The 13,436-nt window shown below is 36.9% G+C and carries 15 protein-coding genes; 14 read left to right on the top strand and 1 reads right to left on the bottom strand.

Features of this window, described 5'->3' with window-relative positions; all coding sequences use genetic code 11:
• Positions 1-2: 2 nt before the first annotated feature.
• The 5 genes from LC419_RS12605 (at position 3) to LC419_RS12625 (ending at position 4,264) form a co-directional block, all read left to right on the top strand.
• A complete protein-coding gene (locus LC419_RS12605; RefSeq protein WP_090021803.1) occupies positions 3-959 on the top strand; it encodes a PhoH family protein in 957 nt (318 codons plus the stop codon).
• Between the two features lie 147 nt (positions 960-1,106).
• Complete coding sequence (locus LC419_RS12610) at positions 1,107-1,772, top strand: porin family protein (RefSeq protein WP_223607693.1); 666 nt, start codon at positions 1,107-1,109, stop codon at positions 1,770-1,772.
• Positions 1,773-1,914: 142 nt separating this feature from the next.
• Complete coding sequence (locus LC419_RS12615) at positions 1,915-2,412, top strand: hypothetical protein (protein ID WP_223607694.1); 498 nt, start codon at positions 1,915-1,917, stop codon at positions 2,410-2,412.
• Positions 2,413-2,869: 457 nt separating this feature from the next.
• The gene (locus tag LC419_RS12620) at positions 2,870-3,520 is read left to right on the top strand and encodes an outer membrane beta-barrel protein (RefSeq protein ID WP_223607695.1); all 651 of its coding nucleotides are present in this window, start codon (positions 2,870-2,872) and stop codon (positions 3,518-3,520) included.
• Positions 3,521-3,610: 90 nt separating this feature from the next.
• Positions 3,611-4,264, top strand: a complete 654-nt coding sequence (locus LC419_RS12625) for a porin family protein (RefSeq protein ID WP_223607696.1) — start codon at positions 3,611-3,613, stop codon at positions 4,262-4,264.
• A gap of 66 nt (positions 4,265-4,330) precedes the next feature.
• Here LC419_RS12625 and ffh read toward each other — a convergent pair whose 3' ends face one another.
• Entirely contained in the window at positions 4,331-5,692 is a 1,362-nt protein-coding gene (ffh, locus tag LC419_RS12630) for a signal recognition particle protein (RefSeq protein WP_223607697.1), read from the bottom strand.
• A 189-nt stretch (positions 5,693-5,881) separates the two neighbouring features.
• On the opposite strand from ffh, the gene LC419_RS12635 reads away from it, so the two are divergent.
• From LC419_RS12635 to LC419_RS12675, 9 genes are all read left to right on the top strand, one after another.
• A complete protein-coding gene (locus LC419_RS12635; protein WP_034725372.1) occupies positions 5,882-6,253 on the top strand; it encodes a hypothetical protein in 372 nt (123 codons plus the stop codon).
• A gap of 59 nt (positions 6,254-6,312) precedes the next feature.
• A complete protein-coding gene (gene atpB / locus LC419_RS12640; protein ID WP_090021786.1) occupies positions 6,313-7,410 on the top strand; it encodes a F0F1 ATP synthase subunit A in 1,098 nt (365 codons plus the stop codon).
• 47 nt (positions 7,411-7,457) lie between these two features.
• The gene (gene atpE, locus LC419_RS12645; protein ID WP_002979108.1) at positions 7,458-7,652 is read left to right on the top strand and encodes an ATP synthase F0 subunit C; all 195 of its coding nucleotides are present in this window, start codon (positions 7,458-7,460) and stop codon (positions 7,650-7,652) included.
• An 86-nt stretch (positions 7,653-7,738) separates the two neighbouring features.
• On the top strand, positions 7,739-8,236 hold the full coding sequence (locus tag LC419_RS12650; RefSeq protein WP_223607698.1) for a F0F1 ATP synthase subunit B: 498 nt from the start codon (positions 7,739-7,741) through the stop codon (positions 8,234-8,236).
• A 2-nt stretch (positions 8,237-8,238) separates the two neighbouring features.
• Positions 8,239-8,778: an ATP synthase F1 subunit delta gene (atpH, locus tag LC419_RS12655; protein ID WP_223607699.1), complete on the top strand. Its 540-nt coding sequence runs from the start codon at positions 8,239-8,241 to the stop codon at positions 8,776-8,778.
• An 18-nt stretch (positions 8,779-8,796) separates the two neighbouring features.
• Positions 8,797-10,374: a F0F1 ATP synthase subunit alpha gene (gene atpA / locus LC419_RS12660; protein WP_223607700.1), complete on the top strand. Its 1,578-nt coding sequence runs from the start codon at positions 8,797-8,799 to the stop codon at positions 10,372-10,374.
• A 66-nt stretch (positions 10,375-10,440) separates the two neighbouring features.
• A complete protein-coding gene (gene atpG, locus LC419_RS12665) occupies positions 10,441-11,310 on the top strand; it encodes an ATP synthase F1 subunit gamma (RefSeq protein ID WP_223607701.1) in 870 nt (289 codons plus the stop codon).
• A gap of 342 nt (positions 11,311-11,652) precedes the next feature.
• Positions 11,653-13,011, top strand: a complete 1,359-nt coding sequence (locus LC419_RS12670) for a hemolysin family protein (RefSeq protein ID WP_223607702.1) — start codon at positions 11,653-11,655, stop codon at positions 13,009-13,011.
• A gap of 14 nt (positions 13,012-13,025) precedes the next feature.
• A complete protein-coding gene (locus LC419_RS12675; RefSeq protein WP_223607703.1) occupies positions 13,026-13,331 on the top strand; it encodes an ATP-dependent Clp protease adaptor ClpS in 306 nt (101 codons plus the stop codon).
• Positions 13,332-13,436 lie beyond the last annotated feature (105 nt).

A 13,436-nucleotide genomic window follows, 5' to 3' on the forward strand; every position in this document is an offset into this window, starting at 1 on the left:
GCATGTTTGAATTAACATATGATTTGGAAGATGTCGATGTAAAGACCTTCTATGGCGTTAATAATCAATATTTCAATTTGTTAAAATCAAGCTTTCCGACGCTTAAGATCACTGGAAGAGATCATTTCATCTTCGCGATGGGGAATCAGGAGGCTTTAGACATACTTAAACTAAAACTGGATGATCTCATAAAATTTATTTCCAAAAACAATTCTATTGCTCTGAAAGACGTTGAAAATGTCCTGAATATCAAAGATGAAAATGAAAAACATTTGGTTTTCGATCAGGATATCATTGTGAAGGGAGTCAACGGTAAGATCATTAAAGCTAAAACCACAAACCTTAAAAGGTTGGTAAAAGAGACCGAGAAAAAGGATATGGTTTTTGCCATTGGTCCTGCAGGAACGGGAAAAACGTATACCAGTGTGGCATTGGCGGCGAGAGCTTTGAGAGATAAGGAAGTGAAAAGAATTGTGCTGACAAGACCTGCCGTGGAAGCAGGGGAGAGCCTTGGGTTCCTTCCGGGAGACCTTAAAGAGAAACTGGATCCGTATTTACAGCCTTTATATGACGCGCTGAGAGATATGATTCCTCACGAAAAGCTGGAAGGTTTTATGGAGAAAAAAGTGATTGAAGTGGCTCCGCTGGCTTTTATGAGGGGACGTACACTTGATGATGCGTTTGTGATTCTTGATGAAGCGCAGAATACAACGCATGCTCAGATGAAAATGTTCCTGACCAGGATGGGGATGAATGCCAAGTTCATTATCACGGGAGATCCTACCCAGATCGACTTACCGCCGAAACAACAATCGGGGCTGAAGGAAGCCATGAGAATTCTGAAAGACGTTAAAGAAATCGGTTTTGTACACCTTACGGAAGAGGATGTTGTAAGGCATCCGGTAGTAAAAAAGATCATTTTAGCGTACAACGAGGAAGATAAAAGACTTAAGGATTAAGCTTGGAACGGTTTCAACTCTGCTTTTTGAGATAAGATTTTGTTGAATTTTATACCTGGTATTATTTGTTTATAAGAATATTTTTAGCCACTATTTGGTGTTTTGAAAAAAAGACTTAGTTTTACAGCCGAATACTAAAAATAACTCATGAAAAAAATTTTACTTATTGCAGCAGCGGCTGTAGTTAGCGCTAATCTAAGTGCTCAGGAAACCAGATTTGGGGCTAAGGCTGGTTATTCACTTTCTACTTTGAAATTTAAAGACGGAGGCGAGTCTGAAAGTACAGATCCTTCACATACTTTCTATGCAGGTGCTTTGGTAGAGCATAAACTAAGTGATAAGTTTGCTCTTCAGGGTGAAGTTTTATACTCTCAATTGGGAGGTAAGATCAGTGAAAGAGTAGAGGATGAAGATGATGCAGGTACATTCTTTAATGTGAAGAATAAAACAACTTTTGGAACGATATTGATTCCGGTTTCTGCTAAATATTTCATTACGGAAGGTTTATCAGTTTCTGCTGGGGCAAGCTTCGGACTAATTATTTCTGCAAAAACAAAAACGGTAGCAGATCTTGGATTAGGAATGATTCCTGGATTTGAAATCTCTGCAGATGATGAAAGAGACATTAAAGACCAAACCAATACTTTAAATATTGCTCCTTTCCTAGGTGCTGAATATGCATTGGAAAATGGATTGTTCTTCGACGCGAGATACAATATGGGAGTTTCTAATTTAGCTAAAGACTCAGGAGATGGAAAACTTACGAACAGTTTTTTACAGGTTGGAGTAGGTTTCAAATTCGGAGGAAACTAATTCTACAGAATATTATAAAGATATAGAGCGGGACAAAATATTGTCCCGCTTTTTTATTATTGCGACGAATGAGTTTTGTTAATTTTATGTTAATAAAGAAAATAATTACTAATTTTGTGGTATCAATCAAACTATTTAAAAAATGAAAAAACTATTTTTACTAGGTGCTTTTGCGCTATTAGGTGGTGCTGCACACGCGCAGGAAGGGTTTAAGCTAGGAGGTCACATCGGTATTCCGGTAGGAGATGCGGGTGATGTGTCATCATTTACATTAGGAGTGGATGCGGCTTATATGTGGAACATCACAAAAGGTCTTGACCTTGGAGTTACCACAGGATATTCTCATTTCTTCGGAAAAGATAATTTTGATGATTTCGGATTTATTCCTGTAGCAGTTTCCGGAAAATACAAATTCTCAGGAGCTCCTATCTTTGTAGGTTTAGATCTTGGATACGGAATTTCTGTAAAAGATGGAGTAGACGGTGGTTTCTATGCGCAGCCTAAATTTGGCTACCAGATGAAGAAAGGTGAGCTTTACTTAGGATACCAGACAATCAGCAACAGACGTGACTATGGTTGGTACACCTCAAGCTGGAACGTAGGTGCCATTAATATCGGGTACAACTTCTTCCTTAAATAAAGAATATTAAGAATAATACATCAAACTCCGGCTTTTTGGCTGGAGTTTTTTTATTTGAATATGAATGAATATCTGCTATGATTAGGTATTTCAGATCAATTCATTCGTATGACCGCTAAGAATAGCGAATCTATCTCATTTGATAAATATTTGTTTAATTTTAAGACTAATCTCTTAAATATTAACGTTTTAGACTGTTTTTACTGATGATAACTGGAAATAATTGACGATTTGAAAGAAAATGGAAAATTTAAAAAATTAAGTATATTTCGCTTCTGGTGATAAATTGTAGATTTTTTATTCTAAATATTGTGAAAAAAACAACGTCCTATAATTAGTACGTTTTATTTTCGGAAAACACCAATGTTCATCAATGATATTAATCACGTTAACAAATTTTAATATTAGCCGAACCCACTGTAAATTTGCCATCAGAAAGTATTAAAATTATTATAAAATGAAAAAATTAGTATTAGCTGGTGCAATTGCACTTTTCGGTTTATCTAATGCACAGATTGCAAAAGGAACAACTTATGTTTCAGGACAGATTGGTTATTCTCAAAAAGAAAACAATAATGACGATTCTAAAGTTGAAAGCTTCAAAGTTCTTCCAACTGTAGGATACTTCGTAGGAACTAATTTAGCAGTAGGTTTAGGTGTTGGTTATAAAAATGACAAAAATACTGAAACTACAAAAAACGCTGTTATTGTTTCTGAAGATACAGATACAGAATCTGCATTTGTTGTAGCTCCTTTCGTAAGAAAATACTGGACTATTGCTGACAAACTATATATCTTCGGTCAATTAGAAGTTCCAATGGAATTTGGTCAGGTTAAAGAAGAAGGTACTGCAACTACAACTGTTGGTGGTGCTACTACTACTGCATCTACTTCTACTAAATCTAACTACACTTCAATCGGAGTTAACATTAAGCCAGGTTTAGATTATTTCTTGAACAAAAACTGGAGCATTGAAGCTACTTTCGGTGAATTTGGATACAACACTTCTAAATTTGATGTTGATGGTGCTAAAAGCGTAAACAACTACAAGTTCGGATTGAATTTATCAGCTGTAACTTTCGGAGTTAAATATGTATTTGCTAAGTAATTAACAAAGCATTTGTAAAAATAGAAAGCCCTAAGATTTATTTTAGGGCTTTTTTTATCACTAAGAATAAAATTTTATACCATAATAATCATGAAAAAAATCTTATTGGCATCAGCGCTTGCTTTTTTTGCAGGCATGAATGCACAGACTACATTTGGAGTAAAAGCAGGTTATGCATTATCAAAGTTAAATTCTAACGAAGATATTGATGTTCTGGATGGAGTAAACGGAGATTTGAAATCTAAATCAGGATTTTATGTCGGGGCTTTGGTTGAGCATAAGTTCAATAATAAGTTTGCTTTACAAGGGGAGGTTCAATACGCCAATTTAGGGGGTAAAGTTGACGTTTCAACATTGGGAATCACGGTTACAGAAAAATTCAATTTCAATAGAATCGTAGTTCCTGTAACGGCCAGATATTATGCCACTCCTGAGTTAGGATTGTATGCAGGACCTTTTGTAAGCTTTAGAACAAGTACTAAAGTCAATATAGATGTATCCGGAGGAATTGCCAATCAGGAGGTGTTAAACGCTGGTGAAAGAGCTTTGGAGAAAAGTTTTGATGATAATCTGAAGTCAACAGAATTCGGTTTGCTTTTTGGAGCTGATTATAATGTATACAAAGGTCTTTTCGTAGATGCACGTTATAGTTTCGGACTGACGAACATGATCAAAGATCCTGTAAATGATGAAAAATTGAAAATGAATTTCTTCCAGATCGGATTGGGATACAAATTCAAATAAAATAAAACAAAAAACTCTCAGAAATTCTGAGAGTTTTTTTATGTCATGTTGTGACTGTAAATTTTGTTATTTGCCCATCATTCCGCCCATTCCAGGCATATTTGGCATCTTGCTCATCATCTGCATCATCTGTTTTCCCTGAGGCCCCTGCATCATCTTCATCATTTTCCCCATTTGCTCAAACTGCTTCATCAGTTGATTCACATCTTCGATTTTTCTTCCGGCTCCTTTTGCAATTCTCTGTTTTCTCTGAGTATTGATAATAGAAGGTGTTCTTCTCTCGTCAGGAGTCATAGAGTAAATAATGGCTTCAATGTGCTTGAATGCATCATCACTGATCTCAACATCCTTGATCGCCTTTCCAACCCCTGGAATCATTCCCATAAGGTCTTTCATATTACCCATCTTCTTGATCTGGTTGATCTGCTTAAGGAAGTCATCAAAACCAAATTCGTTTTTAGCGATTTTCTTGTGTAGTTTCTTAGCTTCTTCTTCGTCAAACTGCTCCTGAGCTCTTTCTACCAAGGAAACTACGTCTCCCATTCCTAAGATTCTGTCTGCCATTCTTTCCGGGTAGAAAAGATCTAAAGCTTCCATTTTCTCACCGGTAGAGATAAATTTGATCGGTTTTTCCACTACAGAACGGATCGTCAAAGCAGCACCCCCTCTTGTATCACCATCTAATTTCGTTAGAACAACACCATCAAAGTTCAGCGCATCGTTGAATGCTTTCGCCGTATTTACAGCATCCTGACCTGTCATGGAGTCTACTACGAAAAGGGTTTCCTGAGGTTTGATGAAATAATGGACAGATTTGATCTCGTTCATCATCTGCTCGTCAATCGCAAGACGTCCTGCAGTATCCACGATCACTACATCATGACCGTTTGCCTTTGCGAAAGCAATCGCGTTTTCAGCAATGGTAGAAGGATTGGTAGAACCTTCCTCTGTAAATACCGGAACTCCGATCTGGCCGCCCAATACTTTAAGCTGATCAATCGCAGCAGGACGGTAAACGTCACAGGCAACCAACAAAGGCTTCTTGGTTCTTTTTGTTTTTAAATAATGAGCCAGTTTCCCGGAGAAAGTCGTCTTACCAGAACCCTGAAGACCGGCAATAAGAATTACGGATGGTTTTCCTGAAAGATTGATTCCCTCCTGAGAACCTCCCATCAGATCCACTAATTCGTCATGAACGATTTTCGTCATCAGCTGTCCCGGTGTAAGGGAAGTAAGAACGTTTTGCCCTAAAGCTTTATCCTGAACTCTTTTGGTAAGATCTTTTGCGACTTTATAGTTAACGTCGGCGTCTACCAGCGCTCTACGGATTTCCTTTACGGTTTCCGCCACGTTGATCTCTGTGATTTTTCCGCGTCCGGAAATATTATGTAGAGCCTTGTCTAATTTATCCTGTAAACTATTAAACATATTTATTGTAAATTATAGGTTTGCAAAAATAAGGAATTTTTAGCATATGCAAAGTGTTCGGACACGTAATATTATATATATGGAAAAAATGATAAAAATCAAATCGTATGAAAATACGATAGAAAAAGTCTATTTTTGCGATCAGTTAAAATAAACCTCGGAGGAACAGAGGTTGAAAATAAGTTTATAATGAAATTAAATCCTAATATCTTAGTTACGGTATTATTCTTTTTAACATTTCTGATCCACTTTTCCCTTTGGAAATTTGTTTTTCACTTAGATGAGATTATTATTGTTAAATTTTATCTTTTTTTAAGTGTGATGTTCATGCTGATGATTACAATGATTGTTTTAATCAATAGAGTAGTGCCGGAATTTTTAGGGCTGTCTGTGATTGGTCTGATCCTTTTAAAATTCGGTTTAATGTACTTAATCAGGAAGAAATTGAACTTTGAAGTGATTCCAGGCTATAAATTTCATTTTATTATCCCTTATTTCGTCCTGACCACGCTGCTTACCTACTATGCGATTAAGCTGATTAATCATGACAAAAAACAGTAAAATTATTTATTGAAAATAGAAAAAATATTATATTTTTGCACAACGAAAAAAACCTATCAATGTTTAAGAAATTCGCAGTTTTATTCTACAGTATTTTTGTATTAAACTTAGTGTCTGCACAGCACGGTGAGGCTGCTGCCGGAACAGCTCCAGCACAAGAGCTTTCAGAAAAAGACAAAACAAGTAAAGAAAACAAAGAGTTCATCGATCATCACTTGTTGGATGCTCACGACTTTACATTGATGGTGGATAAAGATGGTCACCACATCGGATTCCCTCTTCCTGTTATTTTTTATGACAACGGTATTCACTCTTTCATGAGTAACAAAGAAGGTTTCATGCACGGTGAGCCAACTGAAGTGGACGGTTCTTTCTATACATTACACCACGAGAAAATTTATAAGACAGATGCAGCAGGAACTTTAACGCTTGGAGAGGATGGTCATCCTACCAACGAAAAGCCTTTAGATCTTTCTATTACGAAGAGTGTACTTATTCTTTTATTAGTATCTGTTTTCATGCTGGTATTATTTGCAGGAATGGCTAAGTCTTATAAGAAATCAGTAGTTCCTACAGGAGCTGCAAGATTCTTAGAGCCGTTAATCATTTTTGTAAGAGACGAAGTAGCGATCCCTAACATCGGACATAAATACAAAAGATTTATGGGTTACCTGTTAACGGTATTCTTCTTTATCTTATTCCTTAACGTATTAGGATTGATGCCTTTCGGAATCAATGTAACAGGTAATATTACCATGACATTCTTCCTTGCGATCCTTACGTATTTAATCACGACATTCTCTGCTAACAAAGATTACTGGAAGCACATCTTCTGGATGCCGGGAGTACCTGTGCCGATGAAGCTGATCATGTTACCAATCGAATTGTTAGGAACAATCACTAAGCCTTTCGCATTGATGATCCGTCTTTTTGCCAACATGACGGCAGGACACATCGTAGTAATGAGTTTGATCGGATTGATCTATGTATTTAAGAACTTCGCAGCTGGTGTTGCATTCCCGTTCTTAACGTTAGTAATCTATTTATTGGAAGTATTGGTTGCGTTCCTACAGGCTTATATCTTTACCATGTTATCAGCTTTGTTCATCGGAATGGCAGTACAGGAGCACGAGCACGAACATCATGCTGCTCACTAATTGAAATTGTAAATTAAAGTAAAACAAATTTTTTAAAATTATATATTATGGAAATCCCTAAAATTGTAGGTGCTGGTATCGTAGTACTAGGTGTAGGTATCGGTCTTGGTAAAATCGGAGCTGCTGCTCTTGAAGCTATCGCTAGACAACCTGAGCAATCTGGAAAAATCCAAACAGCTATGCTTATCGCTGCTGCACTTGTTGAAGGTGTTGCGTTTGCTGCTCTATTCGCAGTAAACTAATTAAAATCAAACCATTACCCGTAACGGTTGGTTACAGGTAATGGTTATTTAAGAAAAAAAGTAATAATTATTTATACATTTATATAATGGAATTAATTCACCAGTTTTCATCAGGATTATTTATTATCCAGTCTGTTATTTTTCTAGCATTATTATTTTTGTTAGGCAAATTTGCCTGGAAACCTATTTTAAAATCGATCAATGACAGAGAAACTTCTATTGTTGATGCTCTTAATCAGGCTAAATTGGCAAGAAAAGAAATGGAGACTTTAAAAGAGGATAACGAAAGAATTATTCGTGAAGCTAAAATCGAAAGAGATGCTATCCTTAAAGAAGCGAGAGAAATTAAAGATAGAATCGTAGGTGAGGCTAAAGATGCGGCTAAAAATGAAGGCGACAAAATGATTGAAGCAGCTAAGCAGACGATCCAGACTGAGAAAAATGCTGCTATGGCAGACATCAAAACTCAAATCGGTGTTTTATCTGTAAACATCGCTGAATCTATCCTTAAGCAGAAGTTGGATAACAACGAAGCTCAAAACGAATTAGTTCAAAATTATTTAAACAAATCTAACCTTAACTAAGAATGCTTACATCTAAAGTAGCTAAAAGATACGCACAGGGACTGATTGATTTCACCAATGAATCAGGTCAGACAGCTGCTGTATTTTCTGAAATGAAAGATGTAGTGAAGATCATGTCTCAATCTGTAGATTTGAACAAGTTCTTCCTTACGCCTTACATTGATGCAAAAAAGAAAATAGAGGTAGCAGACCAGATCTTTAAGGATTTTTCAGTTTCTTCGCAGAACCTGATCAGATTAGTGATCAAGCACGGACGTGAGAACCAGTTGAAAAATATTGCTCAGGAGTTCATCAATAAGGTAGAAGATATCAACGGAGTACAGAGAATTACTCTTACTACAGCGACTCAGCTTTCTAAAGAGAACATTGATCAGATTTTAAGATCTACCAATCTGGTAAAAGCAGATTCAAACTTTGATCTTAATGTAAACGTGAAGCCTGATATTTTGGGTGGTTACATTTTAAGAGTAGGTGATCAGCAGATCGATGCATCTGTGAAAACCAAATTGAGTCAGATTAAAAAAGATTTTCATTTAAATTAAGAAAAAAACAACCATATAATGGCAGAAATAAATCCGGCAGAAGTATCTGCGATCTTAAAACAACAGTTGGCCAACTTCGACACTCAATCTAACGTTGAGGAAGTAGGTACAGTTTTAACCATCGGTGATGGTATTGCTCGTGTATACGGGTTAGAAAATGTACAGTACGGTGAGTTGGTTAAATTTGCTAGTGATGTAGAAGGTATTGTACTTAACCTTGAAGAAGACAACGTAGGTGTTGCTTTACTTGGTGAAAGTAAATTAGTGAAAGAAGGAGATACAGTAAGAAGAACAAACAGAATCTCTTCTATCAAAGTAGGAGAAGGTATGTTAGGTAGAGTAGTAGATACTCTTGGTAATCCTATCGATGGTAAAGGACCTATTGAAGGAGAACTTTACGAAATGCCATTGGAAAGAAAAGCTCCTGGAGTTATCTTCAGACAGCCGGTAACTGAGCCTTTACAGACAGGTATCGTTGCGATCGACTCTATGATCCCTGTAGGAAGAGGTCAGAGAGAGCTTATCATTGGTGACAGACAGACAGGTAAAACTACTGTTGCGATTGATACGATCATCAACCAAAAAGAATTCTTTGATGCAGGACAGCCTGTATATTGTATATATGTTGCGATCGGTCAGAAAGCTTCTACCGTAGCACAAATCGTTAAAACCCTTTCTGATAAAGGAGCTTTAGCATATACGGTAATCGTTGCGGCTAACGCATCAGATCCGGTTCCGATGCAGGTATATTCTGCAATGGCTGGAGCATCTATCGGTGAGTTCTTCAGAGACTCTGGTAGACCTGCATTGATCGTTTATGATGATTTATCCAAACAAGCGGTAGCATACCGTGAGCTTTCTCTACTATTGAGAAGACCACCGGGACGTGAAGCTTATCCTGGAGACGTTTTCTATCTTCACTCAAGATTATTGGAAAGAGCTGCAAAAGTAATCGCTGATGATAAAATTGCGAGCCAGATGAATGACCTGCCTGAGTCTTTAAGACCAATCGTAAAAGGAGGAGGTTCACTAACGGCACTTCCAATTATTGAAACTCAGGCTGGTGACGTTTCTGCATATATTCCAACGAACGTAATCTCTATTACAGACGGACAGATCTTCCTAGAGTCTGACTTGTTCAACTCAGGGGTTCGTCCAGCAATCAACGTTGGTATCTCTGTATCGAGAGTAGGAGGTAACGCTCAGATCAAATCAATGAAAAAAGTGTCTGGTACTCTTAAATTAGACCAGGCTCAATATAAAGAATTGGAAGCGTTCGCTAAGTTCGGTTCTGATCTTGATGCTTCTACTTTAGCAGTAATTTCTAAAGGAGAAAGAAACGTAGAGCTTCTTAAGCAGCCGGTAAATTCTCCGCTTCCTGTAGACAGTCAGGTGGCTATGATTTATGCAGGTACTGAGAACTTAATGAGAAACGTTCCTATTAAAAAAGTAAAAGAATTCCAATTAGAATATATTGAATTCTTAAGATCTAAGCATCCTGATACAATGGCAGCTATTAAAGCGGGTAAAATCGACAACGATATTACAAACGTTCTTAAGCAGGCGGCTAACGACTTGGCATCTAAATATAACTAAAAAATTCAATGTTTAAGGTTTGAAGCTGGCCTTTGAACCTTAAACTTTATACATTGAAAACATAAAATGGCAAACTTAAAAGAAATACGAGGAAGAATCAGTTCAATTTCATCTACGATGCAAATCACGCGTGCTATGAAGATGGTTTCCGCTGCGAAACTTAAAAAAGCACAGGATGCAATCGTAATGTTAAGACCTTATTCTGAAAAGCTACAGGAGATCATCCAGAATGTAAATTCTAGTTCAGATCCTGATCAGGTTTCTATTTATGCTCAAAAAAGAGAGGTTAAAAGAGTACTTTTCATTGCTGTAACTTCCAACAGAGGTTTGGCGGGTGCTTTCAACTCTAATGTTGTAAAGGAACTAAACATTCAGTTTCAGAATAAAGCTCAGTATGAGGTTGAAGTTCTTACAATTGGTAAAAAAGCTTACGATGCTGTAAGAAAGACTCGTGCAGTGTACTCAAATGAAAGCGCCGTTTTTGATAATCTGAACTTTGAGGCAGTTTCCAACCTTACTGAAGCAGCAATGAGCAGTTTCAAAGAAGGTAAATTTGACGAAGTTTATGTTATCTACAATAAATTTATTAATGCTGCTACTCAGGAAGTAACTACAGAAAAAGTTTTGCCTATTTCTATGGCAGAAGCTAATCCTGCAGAGCCTCAGGTAGAAACAGATTATATTTTTGAGCCGAATAGAGCTGAGATTTTAGATAATTTAATTCCAAAGTCTATTAAAACTCAGGTTTTCAAAGCTGTTTTAGATTCCGTAGCGTCAGAGCACGGGGCGAGAATGACAGCAATGCATAAAGCAACTGACAACGCGCAGGAGCTTAAGAATGACCTAGTTATTTTCTACAACAAAGCAAGACAGGCTGCTATTACCAACGAGATCTTAGAGATCGTTTCCGGAGCAGAAGCTTTAAAAAATTCATAAAGAATTTATTTCTATATCATACTAAGCATCGACACAGTCGGTGCTTTTTTGTGATTAAAATTCACGGGATGGAAGTCTGACTTTATTTTTATGGGTTTAAATGTTTTTTTTGAAGAATGAATAAGCCTTTTATTGTTCTTTAGCCTCTAAAACCTAAGATATTTCCAAATATATATTCCTTGTTCAAAAAAGATTTTAATTGGTTTTTTAACAGCCTGGAGGCGTCCGTTTTTTCGCTTCTTTCCTCTATCTTAGAAAATTAGATTCCCAAAATATCTTAACCCCAATGCAGGTTATTTTTATTTTATCTATCTTTGTATCCTAAAAATATACAACTTCTAAATGGACTCGGACATAGTCAGGCTTTTGCTAGCCTTATTTCTTGTTTTACTCAATGGCTTTTTCGTAGCCGCAGAATTTTCAATTGTTAAAGTTCGTTATTCACAAATCCAGTTAAAAGCCGCCGAAGGTAACTCTATGGCAAAGCAGGCAGAACATATTATCAAGCATCTTGATGAGTACCTGTCCGCTACACAGCTTGGTATTACCTTAGCATCTCTTGCTTTGGGTTGGGTAGGTGAAAGCGCTTTACATCACGTGGTTGAAAGTATCTTCCACTCTTTGAGCGTAGAACTTACTCAATCTACCATTACCACGATTTCAGTGGTAACCAGTTTTGTTTTAATCACAGTGATGCATATTGTATTCGGGGAACTTATTCCAAAATCAATTGCCATCAGAAAATCTGAAGCGACTACAATGGCTACAGCAGTACCGTTGAGAGTTTTTTATACGATCTTCAAACCGTTTATCTGGTTGATGAACCTGATGTCTAATACCTTCTTAAGACTGGTAAAAATACATCCGGCTTCCGAACAGGAAATTCACTCTACCGAAGAGCTTCAGCTTTTGGTAAAACAAAGTGCAGACAGCGGAGAGATTGAAGAGGAGAACTATGAGATCATTAAAAATGCTTTTGATTTCACAGATCATTCCGCAAAACAGATCATGGTTCCAAGACAGAATATCACGTCAATTGACTTTGAAGAAGATATCAACGAAATCATCAATATGATCATGGACAGCGGTTATTCGCGTATCCCAGTGTATCTTGATTCCATAGACAATGTGATCGGTATTTTCTATACCAAAGAAATTATCAGAGAATATGTTAAAAGAAAAGGGGACCTGAACCATGAGGATCTTAAAGACCTGATGCGTGACGCGTTCTTTGTCGTGGGAAGTAAAAAAATCTCAGACCTTCTGAAAATATTCCAGCAGAAAAAACAGCACCTTGCCATCGTTATTGATGAATTTGGAGGAACTGAAGGTATTATTACCCTGGAAGACATTCTGGAAGAGCTGGTAGGAGAGATTCAGGATGAAGAAGATGATGAAGATAAACTGGTAGACAAAATCGGAGATAATATTTATTGGGTTCAGGCTACACAGCCATTGGATGAAATTAATGAACATCTTCCTAAAAAACTGCCGCTCTCTGAGGAAAGTGAATACAATTCCCTGGCAGGATTTATTCTGCATGAGCTGGAAGATATTCCTGAAGAGAATGATGAATTTGATCTGGAAAACTATCATTTCAAGATTCTGAAAATGAATAATAAGAGTGTAGAACTCGTAGAATTAGTGTATGAAGGCCCGAATGTACTCAGTGACCTGGCCGATAAATTAGGAGAAGTTTAAAGAGAGAAAGAAAAATGATTTTTTATAACAGCATAAAAGATTACGAAGATCCAAAGCGTCAGTATGAAGAAGAAGTACTGGTCCTGGATGACACAGATGAAGGGTATAAATTGGTTCTTCACAATGATGAGATTCACACATTTGATTATGTAATCGACTGTCTCGTTGAGATCTGCAAACATACCCTGGAGCAGGCAGAACAATGCACCATGCTGGTGCATTATAAAGGCAAATGCACCGTCAAAACAGGTTCACTGGACCTTCTGAAACCCATGCATGAAAAACTGCTTTCAAGAGAATTGACAAGCGAAATAGTATAAACAAAACTCTGCCAATGGCAGAGTTTTTTATTTAAAATGTATTTTTCTCCGATATTTATACACTTATTAGTGAAGAATAAGATTAAATTTATTTATATTCGCAAT

The sequence above is a fragment of the Chryseobacterium sp. OSA05B genome (genome assembly GCF_019970065.1).
GTDB lineage: Bacteria > Bacteroidota > Bacteroidia > Flavobacteriales > Weeksellaceae > Chryseobacterium.

What these genes read in the sequence shown, in the direction of transcription:
- LC419_RS12605 (WP_090021803.1), top strand. Translation starts at nt 3, where the DNA reads ATGTTTGAATTAACATATGATTTGGAAGATGTCGATGTAAAGACCTTC.
- LC419_RS12610 (WP_223607693.1), top strand. Translation starts at nt 1,107, where the DNA reads ATGAAAAAAATTTTACTTATTGCAGCAGCGGCTGTAGTTAGCGCTAAT.
- LC419_RS12615 (WP_223607694.1), top strand. Translation starts at nt 1,915, where the DNA reads ATGAAAAAACTATTTTTACTAGGTGCTTTTGCGCTATTAGGTGGTGCT.
- LC419_RS12620 (WP_223607695.1), top strand. Translation starts at nt 2,870, where the DNA reads ATGAAAAAATTAGTATTAGCTGGTGCAATTGCACTTTTCGGTTTATCT.
- LC419_RS12625 (WP_223607696.1), top strand. Translation starts at nt 3,611, where the DNA reads ATGAAAAAAATCTTATTGGCATCAGCGCTTGCTTTTTTTGCAGGCATG.
- ffh (WP_223607697.1), bottom strand. Translation starts at nt 5,692, where the DNA reads ATGTTTAATAGTTTACAGGATAAATTAGACAAGGCTCTACATAATATT.
- LC419_RS12635 (WP_034725372.1), top strand. Translation starts at nt 5,882, where the DNA reads ATGAAATTAAATCCTAATATCTTAGTTACGGTATTATTCTTTTTAACA.
- atpB (WP_090021786.1), top strand. Translation starts at nt 6,313, where the DNA reads ATGTTTAAGAAATTCGCAGTTTTATTCTACAGTATTTTTGTATTAAAC.
- atpE (WP_002979108.1), top strand. Translation starts at nt 7,458, where the DNA reads ATGGAAATCCCTAAAATTGTAGGTGCTGGTATCGTAGTACTAGGTGTA.
- LC419_RS12650 (WP_223607698.1), top strand. Translation starts at nt 7,739, where the DNA reads ATGGAATTAATTCACCAGTTTTCATCAGGATTATTTATTATCCAGTCT.
- atpH (WP_223607699.1), top strand. Translation starts at nt 8,239, where the DNA reads ATGCTTACATCTAAAGTAGCTAAAAGATACGCACAGGGACTGATTGAT.
- atpA (WP_223607700.1), top strand. Translation starts at nt 8,797, where the DNA reads ATGGCAGAAATAAATCCGGCAGAAGTATCTGCGATCTTAAAACAACAG.
- atpG (WP_223607701.1), top strand. Translation starts at nt 10,441, where the DNA reads ATGGCAAACTTAAAAGAAATACGAGGAAGAATCAGTTCAATTTCATCT.
- LC419_RS12670 (WP_223607702.1), top strand. Translation starts at nt 11,653, where the DNA reads ATGGACTCGGACATAGTCAGGCTTTTGCTAGCCTTATTTCTTGTTTTA.
- LC419_RS12675 (WP_223607703.1), top strand. Translation starts at nt 13,026, where the DNA reads ATGATTTTTTATAACAGCATAAAAGATTACGAAGATCCAAAGCGTCAG.